16 protein-coding genes are annotated in these 15,227 nt (G+C 69.5%); all 16 read right to left on the reverse strand.

The window, feature by feature from the left end; all coding sequences use genetic code 11:
* Positions 1–311: 311 nt before the first annotated feature.
* On the reverse strand, positions 312–2,399 hold the full coding sequence (lgt, locus tag OK17_RS00125) for a prolipoprotein diacylglyceryl transferase (protein WP_461416327.1): 2,088 nt from the start codon (positions 2,397–2,399) through the stop codon (positions 312–314).
* 124 nt (positions 2,400–2,523) lie between these two features.
* A complete protein-coding gene (trpA, locus tag OK17_RS00130) occupies positions 2,524–3,333 on the reverse strand; it encodes a tryptophan synthase subunit alpha (RefSeq protein ID WP_232718126.1) in 810 nt (269 codons plus the stop codon).
* On the reverse strand, positions 3,330–4,661 hold the full coding sequence (gene trpB / locus OK17_RS00135) for a tryptophan synthase subunit beta (protein WP_232718127.1): 1,332 nt from the start codon (positions 4,659–4,661) through the stop codon (positions 3,330–3,332). The genes trpA and trpB overlap by 4 nt, the downstream gene beginning before the upstream one ends.
* A 61-nt stretch (positions 4,662–4,722) precedes the next feature.
* A complete protein-coding gene (gene trpC, locus OK17_RS00140; RefSeq protein ID WP_232718128.1) occupies positions 4,723–5,541 on the reverse strand; it encodes an indole-3-glycerol phosphate synthase TrpC in 819 nt (272 codons plus the stop codon).
* A 181-nt stretch (positions 5,542–5,722) separates the two neighbouring features.
* The gene (locus OK17_RS00145) at positions 5,723–6,484 is read right to left on the reverse strand and encodes a Trp biosynthesis-associated membrane protein (protein WP_406567039.1); all 762 of its coding nucleotides are present in this window, start codon (positions 6,482–6,484) and stop codon (positions 5,723–5,725) included.
* Complete coding sequence (locus OK17_RS00150; RefSeq protein WP_461416328.1) at positions 6,481–8,073, reverse strand: anthranilate synthase component I; 1,593 nt, start codon at positions 8,071–8,073, stop codon at positions 6,481–6,483. The genes OK17_RS00145 and OK17_RS00150 overlap by 4 nt, the downstream gene beginning before the upstream one ends.
* On the reverse strand, positions 8,070–8,249 hold the full coding sequence (locus tag OK17_RS00155) for a tautomerase family protein (RefSeq protein WP_005196179.1): 180 nt from the start codon (positions 8,247–8,249) through the stop codon (positions 8,070–8,072). Before OK17_RS00155 ends, OK17_RS00150 begins: the two co-directional genes overlap by 4 nt.
* Positions 8,250–8,288: 39 nt before the next feature.
* On the reverse strand, positions 8,289–8,687 hold the full coding sequence (gene hisI / locus OK17_RS00160) for a phosphoribosyl-AMP cyclohydrolase (protein WP_006867635.1): 399 nt from the start codon (positions 8,685–8,687) through the stop codon (positions 8,289–8,291).
* Between the two features lie 19 nt (positions 8,688–8,706).
* Complete coding sequence (gene hisF / locus OK17_RS00165; RefSeq protein ID WP_232718130.1) at positions 8,707–9,480, reverse strand: imidazole glycerol phosphate synthase subunit HisF; 774 nt, start codon at positions 9,478–9,480, stop codon at positions 8,707–8,709.
* Positions 9,481–9,545: 65 nt separating this feature from the next.
* Entirely contained in the window at positions 9,546–10,367 is an 822-nt protein-coding gene (locus OK17_RS00170) for an inositol monophosphatase family protein (RefSeq protein ID WP_461416329.1), read from the reverse strand.
* Positions 10,367–11,110, reverse strand: a complete 744-nt coding sequence (priA, locus tag OK17_RS00175) for a bifunctional 1-(5-phosphoribosyl)-5-((5-phosphoribosylamino)methylideneamino)imidazole-4-carboxamide isomerase/phosphoribosylanthranilate isomerase PriA (RefSeq protein WP_232718132.1) — start codon at positions 11,108–11,110, stop codon at positions 10,367–10,369. Before priA ends, OK17_RS00170 begins: the two co-directional genes overlap by 1 nt.
* Before the next feature lie 53 nt (positions 11,111–11,163).
* A complete protein-coding gene (locus OK17_RS00180; protein ID WP_232718133.1) occupies positions 11,164–11,463 on the reverse strand; it encodes a hypothetical protein in 300 nt (99 codons plus the stop codon).
* Complete coding sequence (gene hisH / locus OK17_RS00185) at positions 11,460–12,101, reverse strand: imidazole glycerol phosphate synthase subunit HisH (protein WP_232718134.1); 642 nt, start codon at positions 12,099–12,101, stop codon at positions 11,460–11,462. The genes OK17_RS00180 and hisH overlap by 4 nt, the downstream gene beginning before the upstream one ends.
* Positions 12,098–12,721, reverse strand: coding sequence for an imidazoleglycerol-phosphate dehydratase HisB (hisB, locus tag OK17_RS00190; protein WP_232718135.1), 624 nt, complete (start codon positions 12,719–12,721; stop codon positions 12,098–12,100). Before hisB ends, hisH begins: the two co-directional genes overlap by 4 nt.
* A complete protein-coding gene (locus OK17_RS00195) occupies positions 12,718–13,866 on the reverse strand; it encodes a histidinol-phosphate transaminase (RefSeq protein ID WP_461416330.1) in 1,149 nt (382 codons plus the stop codon). The genes hisB and OK17_RS00195 overlap by 4 nt, the downstream gene beginning before the upstream one ends.
* The gene (gene hisD / locus OK17_RS00200) at positions 13,863–15,206 is read right to left on the reverse strand and encodes a histidinol dehydrogenase (RefSeq protein WP_461416331.1); all 1,344 of its coding nucleotides are present in this window, start codon (positions 15,204–15,206) and stop codon (positions 13,863–13,865) included. The genes OK17_RS00195 and hisD overlap by 4 nt, the downstream gene beginning before the upstream one ends.
* Positions 15,207–15,227 lie beyond the last annotated feature (21 nt).

Below are 15,227 nucleotides of genomic sequence, written 5' to 3' on the forward strand. Positions count from 1 at the left end.
GCGCCGGCGGTGGTTCGGCGCGGGCTGTCTCCTGGGGCGCGGATGAAATCCGCCCCTGGAATCCGCCCTGTACAGCTGCGCCGGCGACATATTGTCGCCCGCCGCCCCCTGGAGGGCGCAGATCAGGGGCGGATTTCGGCCTCAAGGATCGGCGCCCAGCGGTCGGACAGCTGCAGCGCGACCACACCACTGAAAACCGCCCCCGAAAACAACCCTGCACAGACGCACCAACGACATATTGTCGCCGGTCGCCCCATGGAGGGCGCAGATCAGGGGCGGTTTTCAGGCTCGGTTTACCAGCGCCGGGTAGATCAGGAACGACGCCGACGACGACCGAACCGGGAGGCGACCCGGCGGCGGAGACTGCTTGCCGCGCCGGTCCCGCCGACGTCGGTGGCTCTTGTGACGGCCGGATCCGCAACTGGCGAATCTGCATCGCCGCCGTGTACGTCACCGGCTTCTACGTCAGCGGTTGCAGCGTCATCGGTTGCAGCATCAGACGGTCCCGGGTCGGCATCAGCCGCGTCTGTCGCAGCGTCCTCAGAATTCGCGGCGTCGGTTGCTGTGTCCTCGGGTTCGACGATGCCGGTTGCTGTGTCCTCAGACTCTACGACGCCGGTTCCCTCGTCCTCAGACTCTACGACGCCCGATGCCTCATCCTCGGAATCCGGGGAGCCGGTTGCCTCATCCTCAGACTCGACGACGACGGATGCCGTGTCCTCCGACTCCGCGACACTGCTTGCTGTGTCCACGGATTCGACGACCTCGGCGGGCGCGGCCTCGGAATCCGCGACGCCACCGTCCGCGTCCTCGGTTTCGGCGACGTCGGCTGCCTCGTCCTCGGACTCGACGACACTGCTTGCAGTGTCCTCAGATTCGACGACGTCGGCAGGTGCGGCCCCGGGGTCCGCGACGCCACCGTCCGCGTCCTCTGTTTCGACGACGCTGCCCGCCTCGTCCGCCGCTGCTTCAACCGGCGCTCCGCCTGCGGCCTCGGTTGCCGGTGCTTCCGCGACGGCGGGCTCATCGTCCCCCGTCTCGGATTCGGTGATCTCTTGTTCGGCGACCTCGAGCTCAGCAACCTCAGCGGATCCGGCTTCGTCGGGCTCCGCCACCTCGGACTCGGCTGCTTCGGGCACCACTTCGGCTTCCTCGGCTTCAGGTTCCGCAATTTCGGTCTCCACGACCGCGGCATCGTCGACCACCGGAACCACCGGCTCAACAGCATCGGCGTCGGCCGCCGAGTCGTCTTCGGGGCTCGACTCATCGGCGGCGGCTTCGTCCGCGGGCTCGTCGACCGTGGGCTCGTCGTCCGCTGTCTTCACGGCCGCGGGTGCGGCGGGGACACGAGTGGTCTCGATGTTGTCGGCCTCGGCGTCGAGGGCGTCCAAGGTGTCCACCTCCGCCGGCGGCTGCTCGCCTTCGACAGCGTCGAGGTCGTCGAAGTCCTCGTCGTACCAGTCGTCAACGTATCCGGCGACGCCCTGTTCCTCGAGTTCGGCGGCACGTTCGGGGTGGTACATCTCCAGGCCCTGTTCCCGACCCTTGGGCGCGACCACGAAGTAGACGATCGCGCACACGAACACGAGGGCGGCGGTGAAGAGGTTCGGGCGGATGCCGGCGATGTAGTTGGCGACGGCGGCACGGTCGTCGCGCAGCATCTCGATGAAGAACCGGCCGAGGCAGTAGCCGGCGATGTACAGCGCGAACAGTCGGCCGTGGCCGATGCGGAACCGGCGGTCGATGACCACGAGGAGGATCACGATAAGGACGTTCCACAGCAGTTCGTAGAGGAACGTCGGCTGGACCACGGCGACCACGACACCGTTCGACTTACCGTCGATCAGACCCGCGTTGGCATACCCGGCCTTGTTGACCCGCTCGTAGATCTCCAGGCCCCACGGCAGGGTCGTCTCACGGCCGTACAACTCCTGGTTGAAGTAGTTGCCGAGCCGACCGATGGCCTGGGCCAACAGGATCGGCGGGGCGATCGCATCGCCGAAGGCCGGCAGTCGGATGCCGCGGCGTCGGGCGCCGATCCAGGCACCGACCGCACCGAGCGCCACCGCGCCCCAGATTCCGAGACCGCCGTCCCAGATCCGCAGCGCGTCGAGCGGGTCCTTGGGGGCGTCGGCGCCGAAGTAGGTCTTCCAGTCGGTGATCAGGTGGTAGAGACGGCCACCGAGGAGACCGAACGGGACGGCCCAGATCGCGACGTCGAGGACCTCGCCTTCCTGCCCCCCGCGTGCGACCCAACGGCGATTGCCCCACCAGACCGCGATGATGATCCCCGCGATGATGCACAGCGCGTACGCACGCAGCGGGAACGGTCCGATTTCCCACACTCCCTGGGGCGGACTGGGGATGTAGGCGAGCATCGTCGTGGTCGGCGCGTTCACGGTGCAACCCTAACCGACACGGCACTCACTCCCGCGCCGTCTGGTTACCGGGGCGCGCCTGGCGTCCGTACGGACCTCGGGTAGTCCGACCCCACTCGACCAGCAGCCGGGCGGCTGAGCTCTGTCAGACAGCAGCGTGGCGCGAACGCACACCCTCGGCGAGTTCGCCGACGAGCGAGGCCAGGCGGTCCTGACCGGCCTTGGCGGCGGTCACCAGCGCCGAGCCGACGATGACGCCGTCGGAGTAGGACGCGATCTGGGCGGCCTGCTCACGGTTGCGGACACCGAGTCCGACGCCGATCGGGATGTCGGAGTACTCGCGGACGCGGGCGCACAGCTCGGGAGCCATGTCCGACACCGCGTCGCGCGCACCGGTGACACCCATCGTGGACGCTGCATAGACGAATCCACGGGACGCGTCGACGGTCAGCGCGATGCGCTCGGTCGTCGACGACGGTGCGACGAGGTAGATGCGGTCGAGTTCGTACTCATCGGAGGCGGCGTGCCACTGGGCGCCCTCTTCGGGGATCAGGTTAGGCGTGATGAGTCCGGCGCCGCCGGCGTTGGCGAGGTCCCGCGCGAAGTTCTCGACGCCGTACTGCAGCACCGGGTTCCAGTAGCTCATGACGACTGCGGTGCCGCCGGCCGAGCTGATCGCCTCGACCGCGGTGAAGACGTCGCGCACCCGCACGCCGTTGGTGAGGGCGAGGTCGGCGGCCTCCTGGATCGTCGGACCGTCCATCACCGGATCGGAGTAGGGCACGCCCACCTCGATGATGTCGCAACCGGCGTCGACCATCGTCCGGAACGAGGTCAGCGAATCGTCCAGCGTCGGATAGCCCACGGGGAGGTATCCGATGAGGGCGCTGCGGTTCTCCTCGCGGCACTTCTCGAAAACCGGTCCGGTCTTCGACGAGATCGTGTCTGCGCTCATGCCTGCTCTCCCGGCTGTCCGTCGGTGGCCTTTGCCTCGTCCTGCGACGGCGGCGGGTCGAAGAGACCGAACCAACGCGCAGCGGTGTCGACGTCCTTGTCGCCGCGCCCGGAGAGGCTGACGACGATGATCGCACCCTCGCCGAGTTCCTTGCCGAGCTTGAGTGCACCGGCGACCGCGTGCGCGGATTCGATGGCGGGGATGATCCCCTCGCGACGGCTCAGCAGCGCGAGCGCATCCATCGCCTCGGTGTCGGTGATCGGTCGGTACTCGGCCCGGCCGGTGTCCTTGAGGTAGGCGTGCTCGGGTCCGACGCCCGGGTAGTCGAGACCGGCGGAGATCGAATGGGATTCGGTCGTCTGCCCGTCCTCGTCCTGCAGCAGGTATGAGTAGGCGCCCTGGAACGCGCCCGGCGTCCCGCCGGTGAAAGTCGCAGCGTGACGGCCGGTTTCGACGCCGTCGCCGGCCGCCTCGAAACCGACGAGACGGACGCCCTCGTCGTCGATGAAGGGGTGGAAGATACCGATGGCGTTGGAACCGCCACCGACACAGGCGGTCACCGCGTCGGGCAGGCGTCCGGCCTTGTCGAGGATCTGGGCACGGGCCTCGAGACCGACGACGCGCTGGAGATCGCGGACCATCACCGGGAACGGGTGCGGGCCGGCGGCGGTGCCGAAGCAGTAATAGGTGTTGTGCGCGTTGGTGACCCAGTCACGCATGGCCTCGTTGATGGCGTCCTTCAGGGTGGCCGAACCGTTGTCGACGGCGATGACCTCGGCGCCGAGCAGACGCATCCGGGCCACGTTGAGCGCCTGGCGGTCGGTGTCGACGCGACCCATGTAGATCACGCACTCGAGGCCCAGGAGCGCACATGCGGTGGCGGTGGCCACGCCGTGCTGACCGGCGCCGGTCTCTGCGATGATGCGGTTCTTGCCCATGCGCTGGGCCAGAAGCGCCTGTCCGAGTACGTTGTTGATCTTGTGTGAACCGGTGTGGTTGAGGTCCTCACGCTTGAGGAAGATCCGTGCTCCCCCGGCGTGCTCGGCGAGGCGCTTCGCCTCGTACAGCGGTGACGGCCGGCCGGCGTAGTCACGCTGCAGACGGTCGAGTTCGTTCAGGAAGTCGTCGTCGTTGCGGATCTTGTTGAAGGTCGTGGTGACCTCGTCGATGACCGCCATCAGTGCTTCGGGCACATGCCGTCCGCCGTAGACGCCGAAGTGGCCGCCCTCGTCGGGTTCGATCGACGTACGCGTCGTCAGGCCGGTGCTGGCCGGCGGGAGCACGGTCGCGGAGGAGTCGGGATGGGCCGAATCAGGTTGGGCGGTCACTACATCTCACAGTCGATCGGGCCGACGACGACATGGACCGAACACGGCCCGAAGACGTATGTCAGCGAACTGGTTTCGGGCACGACGGGTGGGTACCCGCGGTGACCAGCTCACGCACGGCGGCGCGGGGGTCACCACTTGTCACGAGTCCCTCACCCACCAGGACGGCGTCGGCGCCTGCGCCGGCATAGGCCAGCAGGTCGGCGGTGCCGCGCACGCCCGACTCCGCGATGCGGATGATCTCGGTCGGCAGGCCGGGGGCGATCCGCGAGAAGGTGTCCCGCTCGACCTGGAGGGTCTTGAGATTGCGGGCGTTCACGCCGACGACCGAGGCGCCGGCCTCGAGGGCACGGTCGGCCTCTTCTTCGGTGTGGACCTCCACGAGGGCGGTCATGCCGAGGCTCTCGGTGCGGTCGAGCAAGGAGGCGAGGACGTTCTGTTCGAGGGCTGCGACGATCAGCAGGATGACGTCGGCGCCGTGGGCGCGGGCCTCGTGGATCTGGTACGGACCGACGATGAAGTCCTTGCGCAGGACCGGGATGTCGACCGCGGCGCGAACGGCGTCGAGGTCGGCGAGCGAGCCGTGGAAGCGACGCTCCTCGGTCAGCACGCTGATGATGCGGGCGCCGCCGTCTTCGTAGGCCTTGGCCAGGTCGGCAGGGTCGCCGATCGCGGCCAGCTCCCCCTTCGACGGGCTCGCGCGCTTCACCTCGGCGATCACACCGATACCGGGTTGACGGAGTGCGGCCATGGCGTCCCGGGGAGCGGGAGCCTTCGCCGAGGCGGCCTTGACGGCAGCGAAATCGGTCACCGCTTCACGTGCGGCGACGTCGGCTTTGACTCCCTCGATGATCGACTCGAGAACGTTGGGCATGCTCACAGCGACTCCGCTCCCTTCCGCTCGTCGTGTGGTCTCAGGGTAGACCGACAGTCCCGGCGACCTGTCGCCGGGTTGGCCGATTCTCCCCGAAACGGGAACGGTCCTGGACTATGGCGCATATCTCAGCCTGTCGTGCGCGTCTCGGCGAGACGTCGGGCCGGGTCACTGCTCGCCCGGAGGGTCAGCGGTCGTCCGGATCGGACGAATCGGTGGGGTCGATGCCCGTGTCGAGCGCGTCCCACATCATGCGCTCGTTGGCGTCCGGGTCGTCGGCGGACCGCCCGTCCTTTCCGCCGGTCGCGGCGCCGCCGGCGGCCGGGGTGTCCCCGGCGTTCGTGGCGTCGGCCGCGGCCGCCTTCTTCCGCCGCTCGTAGTCGGCGAAGATCTCGGTCTCGAGCTCCTCGCGCCGGGCTGCGGGAGTCTTGTACTTCGACGACATCGTCGCACCTTTGGCGACCCGGAGCAGCACAACCGCGGCGGCGACGGCACACACCGTGCCCAGCAGGACCAGTGCGGCGGGCAGCCATTGGGTGTCGGTGTAGAGGACGATGTACCGGTCCGGGATGTCCCCGGCGTCGGCGGCGTACTCGGAGTCGGCGCCGCCGGCGATCAGGGAGATCGCCGGGAAAGCGGCGAGCACGCCACCGGCGGCGACAAGCAGCGCGACCAGGCGCAGCCCCCAACCGCGCACCGACAGCACCGCGGCGATGCCGGCGAGGTAGACCAGGGCGAGCGGCGTGAGCCACGGACTCCAGTCCGCACCCTTGACGTCGAAGGCGCGCTGAGGTGAGAGGCCGTCTTCGGCGGAGACGGTCGCCCAGGTCAGTCGGCTCGCACCCCAGAATGCGGCAGCGGTGGCCAGCATCAGGACCGCCGCGATCATCTGCGGCCGTCGCGAGGACTTCGGCTTGGTCTGGGATGCCTCGTGCTCCGCGGGTGTCACGCGTTGTCTCCTGACGGGGTCTCCCCGACCCTGTTCATCGTCGACGCGGCGGCGACGGCGTTGAGCACCGCGGTCGCCTTGTTGCGCGCCTCGTTGTACTCGTATTCGGGCTCGCTGTCGGCGACCACGCCGCCACCGGCCTGCACGTAGGCCTGGCCACGCGCGAGGAGCGCGGTGCGGATGGCGATCGCGGTGTCGGCGTTGCCGGCGAAATCGAGGTAGCCGACGATGCCGCCGTAGAGGCCGCGCCGTGTCTTCTCGTGTTCGTCGATGAGCTCCATCGCGCGCACCTTGGGTGCGCCGGTGAGGGTGCCGGCCGGGAAGCAGGCGGTCACCGCGTCGAGCGCATGCTTGTCCTCGCGCAGGGTGCCCGACACCGTCGACACCAGGTGCATGACGTGGCTGTACCGCTCGATGTGGCGGTAGTCGCTGACCTTCACGGTGCCGGGGACGCACACGCGGCCGAGATCGTTGCGGCCGAGGTCGACGAGCATGAGGTGTTCGGCGTTCTCCTTCTCGTCCTCGAGAAGGCCCTTGCCGAGCAGCTGATCCTCTTCCTCAGTGGCGCCACGCCAGCGCGTACCCGCGATGGGGTGCGTGGTGGCGATGCGGTCGGCGACGGTGACCAGGGCCTCCGGGCTGCTGCCAACGATCGTGAACGGCTTGCGGGCGATCGCGTCGGGGGCCGCGGTGTCGCTGTCGGCCTCGGTTCCCGGCATCCGCAGCAGGTACATGTACGGGCTGGGATTGGAGGCGCGGAGCACGCGGTAGACGTCGAGCGGATCGGCGTCGGTGTCCATCTCGAATCGCATCGAAGGAACGACCTGGAAGGCCTCGCCCGCCTCGATCTCGCCGACGAGACTCGTGACGATCTCGCTGTACTCCTCGAGCGTGCGCTGCGCGGTGAAGTCCGGCTTGGGCCGGTCGAAGGTCGAGACGGTCGACGACGCGGGTGCGGCGAGCGCCTCGGTCATCCGGTCCAGACGGGCCACGGCGTCGGCGTAGGCCTCCTCGACGCGCTCGTCGGAACCGTCCCAGTTGACCGCGTTGGCGATCAGCGTGATCGTGCCCTCGTGGTGGTCGACGGCCGCGAGGTCGGTGGCCAGCACCATCATCAGGTCCGGCAGGCCGAGGTCGTCGACCGTGGTCTCCGGGAGTCGTTCGAGGCGTCGGACCATGTCGTAGGCCATGAAGCCGACGAATCCGCCGGTCAGCGGCGGCATGCCCGGCAGCGGATCGGTCTTGAGCACGCGCAGCGACTCGGCCAGCACCTCGAGGGCGTCGCCACCCTCGGGAGCGCCCACCGGCACCGAGCCCCACCAGTGCGCCTGGCCGTCGACGACGGTCAGTGCCGAGGGGGCCCCGGCCCCGATGAAGGACCAGCGCGACCAGGACCGGCCGTTCTCCGCGGACTCGAGCAGGAAGGTCCCGGGTCGGTCGCCGGCGAGCTTGCGGTACGCCGACAGCGGGGTCTCCGAGTCGGCGAGCACCTTGCGGGTCACCGGCACCACGCGATGGTCACGGGCGAGGTCGAGGAATTCCGCGAGGGACGTCGTGTGCGCCCCGGCCGCCGCGTTCACGCCGCTCATCCGAGAGGCTCGCCGCCGACGCCCCACTGGGTGCGCGGCACCTCGGTGATCGTCACCCAGACCGAATCCGGGTTCTTGCCGGTCGCCTTGGCGTACGCCTCGGTCACCGCCGCGATGGTCTCGCGCTTGACGCGGTCGGAGAGTCCGGGGGTCTGCGAGATCTGGATGAGGGGCATGCAGCGTCACCGCCTTTCGGGTGTGATCACGATGGAAATCTACTGTGCGGAGTCGACCGGCCGGGCTTCTACGCCGCTTGGCGCCGGAGGCGCGTCGACACCGAAGGCCAGCGATTCGGTGTCAAAGCACGAGTGGTTCCCGGTGTGGCAGGCCGCACCGACCTGGTCGACGACGAGCAACACGGTGTCGCCGTCGCAGTCGAGGCGTGCGTCGTGCACGTACTGGGTGTGGCCGCTCGTCTCGCCCTTGACCCAGTACTCCTGGCGCGAGCGCGAGTAGTAGGTCGCCTTGCGCGTGGCGAGGGTCCGCTCGAGAGCGGCGTCGTCCATCCACGCGACCATGAGCACGTCGCCGGTGGAGCGTTCCTGCGCGACCGCGCTGAACAGTCCGTCGGCGTTGCGCTTGAGACGTGCGGCGAGCTCCGGATCGAGTGCCATCAGCGTTCTCCTACCTGTGTCATCGGACGGTGATCCCGGCCTCGGCCATGGCCGCCTTCACCTCGTGGATGGTGAGTTCGCCGAAGTGGAAGACCGAGGCGGCGAGCACTGCGTCGGCACCTGCCTGGACGGCGGGTGCGAAGTCCTCGACCTTGCCCGCACCGCCGCTGGCGATGACGGGGACCTGCACGGCCGCGCGTACCGCCTTGAGCATGCGCAGGTCGAAGCCCTGCTTGGTGCCGTCGGCGTCCATCGAGTTCAGCAGGATCTCGCCCACTCCGAGATCCTGGCCGCGCCGGGCCCACTCGACGGCGTCGATGCCGGTGCCCTTGCGACCGCCGTGCGTGGTGACCTCCCAGCCGGACGGCGTCGGCTCCGAGCCCTCCGGCACGGTCCGCGCGTCGACCGACAGGACGATGCACTGCGAGCCGAATCGTCGGCTCATCTCGCCGAGGACCTCGGGGCGTGCGATCGCGGCGGTGTTGACGCTGACCTTGTCCGCGCCCGCGCGCAGCATCATGTCGACGTCCTCGACGGTGCGGATGCCGCCGCCCACGGTCAGCGGGATGAACACCTGGTCGGCGGTCCGCTTGACGACCTCGATCATCGTGGAGCGTCCCGAACTCGACGCGGTGACGTCGAGGAAGGTCAGTTCGTCGGCACCCTCGCGGTCATAGCGCTCGGCCAGCTCCACGGGATCCCCCGCGTCGCGGAGGTTCTCGAAGTTGACGCCCTTCACGACCCGACCGTCGTCGACGTCGAGGCACGGGATGACCCGGGTCGCCAGCGTCATCGTCGTGTCTCCTTCGCGTGCTCGTTCTTCATGGGATGCGCCTGTCTCATCGGTTGCCGGGGTGCTCATTCCGACCACTCCCCGACCGTTTCCTCGATCACTGCCATCAGACCCGCGTGCACGGTCGGCGTACCCGCGACGAGTGACGGGGAGGCGACCGTCCAGCGCTCGCCCGCGATGTCGGTGGCGACCCCGCCGGCCGCCCGGACGAGCGCGGCACCCGCCGCGTTGTCCCACGGATGCCGGCCGAACGCGACGGCCCCGCCGAAGACGCCCGAGGCGGTGAACGCCATGTCGACGCCCGTGCTCCCCGTCATCCGGATGCGGGCGACGCGGGAACTCAACGCGCGCAACAGATCTGCGCGACGATCGCCCGCATAGCGACCGCGCCCGGCCGCGTTGAACGGACCGAAGGCGATCGCGGCCTCCTCCAGCGGCATGTCCGGCAGCGGATCGGCGACCTCGCCGTTGATCATCAGCGGACCGTCGGCGTGGGCGGCGTACTTCCGGTTCAGCAGCGGCAGCCACGTGAGGCCGAGTGTCGCCTCGCCGTCGACGACGAGGCCGAGCAGGATGCCGGTGAGCGGCATGCCCGCCGAGTAGTTGAAGGTGCCGTCGACCGGGTCGAGCACCCACACCGGGCCGTCGGCCGGATCGGCGCCGCCGAATTCCTCACCGTGGACCGGGATCTGTGTCCGGTCCTCGAGCTCGGCCGAGATCCGCCGTTCGAGGTCGAGGTCCACCTGGGTGGCGAAGTCCGTACCGCCCTTGTGCACCGCACTCGGCGCACCCAGACCCTCGACGAAGGTGTCGACGGCGGCGTCGAGGACCGATCCCGCGGTGTCGAGCAACCGCGGGAGGTCGAGCGAACTCTCGGTTGCGCTCATCAGACCCCGGCGACGGCCGTGAGTGCCTCGGGCAGGGTGAAGCGGCCGGCGTAGAGGGCCTTGCCGACGATCGCGCCCTCGACACCCTGGTCGACGAGACCGGCGATGGCGACGAGGTCGTCGATGGCCGAGACACCGCCGGAGGCGACGATCGGGGCGTCGGTGGCCGCGGCGACCTCGGCGAGCAGTTCGAGGTTCGGGCCCTTGAGGGTGCCGTCCTTGGACACGTCGGTCACGACGTAGCGCGAGCAGCCGTCGCGGTTGAGGCGCTCGAGGACCTCCCACAGGTCTCCGCCGTCGGTGACCCAGCCGCGGCCGCGCAGCCGGTAGGAGTCGCCGTCGCGGATGACGTCGAGGCCGACGGCGATGCGGTCACCGTGCTCGGCTATCGCACGGGCGCACCATTCCGGGTTCTCGAGGGCGGCGGTGCCCAGGTTGACGCGGGTGCAACCGGTCGCGAGTGCGGCGGCGAGAGATTCGTCGTCGCGGATACCGCCTGACAGCTCGACCTTCACGTCGAGTTCGCCGACGACACCGGCGAGGAGCTCACGGTTGTCGCCGCGACCGAAGGCCGCGTCGAGGTCGACGAGATGGATCCACTCCGCACCGTCGTTCTGCCACGCCAGCGCCGCATCGCGCGGCGAGCCGTAGGAGGTCTCGGTGCCGGCCGCGCCCTGGACGAGGCGGACCGCCTGCCCGTCGGCGACGTCGACGGCGGGAAGGAGTTCGAGGGTGCTACCCATGGGTGGAGTGTTCCTGTCTGTTCTCGGGTCGGGCTGTTGTGTGTCGGGCGGGGTCAGGCGGGCGGGTGTCCGTCGCGGGCGGCGATCAGGTCCGCCCGCGCGCGGTTGACCATGCGGTTTGCCACGGTACCGATGGCCGCGATCATCGCGACCACTGCGGCCAGCGCGGCGATCAGGCCGGCGACCGGTGACCAGTTCGCCAGCAGGAGGATCAGCGGTATGCACACCGCCAGGACCAGCACACCGGCGCCGAGAGCGTAGAACGCGAGCTTGGCGATCGAGAAACCGCCGCCCGCAGACGGGGTGTCGGAGAGGTTCCCGTCTGCGTCGCCGGCCGGTGTGCCGTCGGTCATGAGAGGCCCTTCACCCAGTTCTCCAGGAGTTGGGCGCCGGCGTCCCCGGATTTCTCCGGGTGGAACTGCGTGGCCGAGAGCGGTCCGTTCTCCACGGCGGCCAGGAAGCGTCCGCCGTGCTCGGCCCAGGTCAGCTTCGGCGCCGTGAGCGGCGAACCGACGTTGTCCATCTCCCAGTTCTGTGCGGCGTAGGAGTGCACGAAGTAGAAGCGGGTGTCGGCGTCGAGGCCGTCGAACAGCAACGACCCCTCCGGGGCCTCCACGGTGTTCCAGCCCATGTGCGGCAGGACCGGCGCGGGCAGCTGGGTGACGCTGCCGGGCCACTCACCGCAGCCGTCGGCCTCGACCCCGAACTCCACGCCGCGTTCGAAGAGGATCTGCATGCCGACGCAGATGCCCAGGACCGGACGCCCGCCGGCGAGACGACGGCCGATGATCCGGTCGCCCTTCACCGCACGGAGGCCTTCCATACACGCGGCGAACGCACCCACACCGGGGACGACCAGGCCGGTCGCCTCCAGCGCGGTGTTGAAGTCGGAGGTCACCGTCACCTGGGCGCCGGTGCGTTCGAGCGCCCGCTGCGCCGAGCGTAGATTGCCCGAACCGTAGTCGAGGATCGTGACGTCGGTTGCGCTCACAGGGCTCCCTTCGTCGACGGGACGCCGCTGACGCGGGCGTCGTATTCGGTGGCGGTGCGCAGTGCGCGCGCCACGGCCTTGAACTCGGCCTCGGTGATGTGGTGCTGGTCGCGGCCGTAGAGCACCCGCACGTGTAGGGCGATGCGGGCGTTGAGCGCGATCGACTCGAACACGTGCCGGTTGATGATCGTCGAGTACGGCACCCCCGGATACCCGCCGATCACGGCGGTGAGCAGGTGTTCCGGTTCGCCGGTGTGCACGCAGTACGGGCGACCGGAGACGTCGACGACGGCCTGCGCGAGGGTCTCGTCCATGGGGATCCAGGCGTCGCCGAAGCGGCGGATGCCCCGCTTGTCGCCGAGGGCCTGACCGAGCGCCTGGCCGAGGACGATGGCGGTGTCCTCGATGGTGTGGTGTCCCTCGACCTCGATGTCGCCCTCGGCCTTGACGGTGAGGTCGAAGCTGCCGTGCTGACCGAACGCCGTCAGCATGTGGTCGTAGAACGCGATACCGGTGGAGATGTCGGTGATACCGGTCCCGTCGAGGTTGAGTTCGACCGAGATCGACGATTCCCTGGTGGTGCGTTCGACCTTCGCGATGCGAGGCGCGGGGGTGCTCACTGAGAGTTCTCCAGATCTGTTGTTGCGAGCGTGCGGCTGACGTCGAGGAACGCATCGTTCTCGTGGGCGAGTCCGATGGTCACCCGCAGGTGGCCGGTGATCCCGACGTCCCGGATGAGGACACCGGCATCGAGGTAACGCTGCCACGACGCCGGGGCATCCCGGAAACCGCCGAACAGCACGAAGTTGGCGTCGGAGTCGACGACTCGGTAGCCGAACCCGGTGAGCGCGGCCTCCACGCGTTCGCGTTCGGCGATGATCGCGGCGACGCCGGCGAGGGTGTCGTCGCTGTGGCGCAGGGCGGCGCGCGCGGCGGCCTGCGTCAGCGTCGACAGGTGGTACGGCAGGCGGACGAGCGCGATGGCATCGACGACGGCGGGTGCGGCGGCGAGGTAGCCCAGACGTCCGCCCGCGAAGGCGAACGCCTTGGACATGGTGCGGCTGACGACGACCTTGGTCGGGAACTCGTCGATGAGCTCGGTCGCACTCGGTGCGGCCGAGAACTCGGCGTAGGCCTCGTCGACGATCACGATGCCGGGTGCCGCCTCGATGATGCGCCGCAGATCGGCGAGCGGGAGCGAGCCGCCGGTCGGGTTGTTGGGCGAGGTCACGAAGACCACGTCGGGTTCGCGGTTGGTCACCTCGGCGACCGCGTAGTCGATGTCGAGACCGAAGTCGGGCGACCGTGCTGCCACCAGCCAGGTGGTGTCCGTGCCGTCGGAGATGATCGGGTGCATCGAGTACGACGGCACGAAGCCGAGCGCAGACCGCCCGGGGCCGCCGAAGGCCTGCAGCAGCTGCTGCAGGATCTCGTTGGAACCGTTTGCCGCCCAGAGGTTCTCGGCACCGAGCTGCACGCCGGTGGCGCGGCTCAGGTAGGCGGCCAGGTCGGTGCGCAACGCGACCGCGTCCCGATCCGGGTAGCGGTGCAGCTCCGCGGCGGCCTCACGCGCCGACGCCGCGACGTCGTCGATCAGGGCCTGCGACGGCGGGTGCGGGTTCTCGTTGGTGTTGAGGATCACCGGCACCTTGAGTTGCGGCGCGCCATAGGCGGACTTGCCGCGCAGGTTCTCGCGCAGCGGCAGGTCGTCGACGGTGATCCGGGAGCCCGGGACATTGCTGGTTGCCGCGTCCGACGCCGTCACGAGCGCGCGCTTCCGGCGAAACGCTGCTTGACCGCGTCGCCGTGACCGGGCAGGTCCTCGGCGTCGGCGAGGGTGACGACCTTGTCGGCGACCTCACGGAGCGCGGCCTCGTCGTAATCGATGACGTGGACGCCCTTCAGGAAGGTCTGCACCGACAGGCCCGACGCGAAGCGCGCCGAACCCGACGTCGGCAGAACGTGATTGGAGCCGGCGCAGTAGTCGCCGAGGCTGACCGGGGCGTACGGGCCGACGAAGATCGCGCCGGCGTTGTGCACGCGGTCGGCGACCGCGGCGGCGTCGCGGGTCTGGATCTCGAGGTGTTCGGCGGCATACGCATCGACTACGGCGAGCCCGGCTTCGACGTCGTCGACGAGGACGATGCCGGACTGCTCCCCCGACAGCGCGGTGGTCACGCGCTCGCGGTGCTTGGTCGCGGCGACCTGCTGCTCGAGTGCTGCGTCGACGGCGTCGGCGAGTTCGATGCTGTCGGTGACGAGCACCGACGCGGCGAGGACGTCGTGTTCGGCCTGGCTGATGAGGTCGGACGCGAGGATGCCCGCGTCGGCCGAGTCGTCGGCGAGGATGGCGATCTCGGTGGGACCGGCCTCGGAGTCGATCCCGACGACGCTGCGGCACAGCCGCTTGGCGGCGGTGACGTAGATGTTGCCCGGGCCGGTGATGAGGTCGACGGGGTCGAGGACGGCGCCCGGCTGGTCGGCCGCATCCGTATCGGTGCCGCCGTAGGCCAGCAGCGCGACGCCCTGCGCACCGCCGACGGCCCACACCTCGTCGACGCCGAGGAGCGCGCAGGCGGCGAGGATGGTCGGGTGCGGCCAGCCGCCGAAGTCCTTCTGCGGAGGCGACGCGACGACCAGCGAACCGACGCCGGCTTCCTGGGCGGGGACGACGTTCATGATCACCGACGACGGGTAGACCGCGTTGCCGCCCGGCACATAGAGGCCCACGCGACGGACCGGGATCCACTTCTCGCTGACGACGCCACCGTCGACGACCTGGGTGCGGGTGGTCTCGCGACGCTGATCGGAGTGGACCTTGCGCGCGCGGTTGATCGACTCGCGCAGCGCATCGGCGACCTGATCGTCCAGACCGGCGAGCGCGTCGGCGATGACCTGCGCGGGGACCCGCACCGAGGCCGGCCGCACACCGTCGAACTTCTCCCCGAAATCCAGCGCCGCGGGCGTGCCGGTCTCGGCCACCGCATGCACCACCGGCGTCACCGTGTCGAGTACGGCATTGACGTCGGTGCCCCCGCGGGGCAGCGCACGACGCAATTCGGCGAGCGTCGGCGTGCTACCGCGCAGGTCAATTCGGGCGAGCATGATCTCTCCTGGTCGGTGCGG

The sequence above is a fragment of the Gordonia sp. GN26 genome (assembly GCF_054823965.1).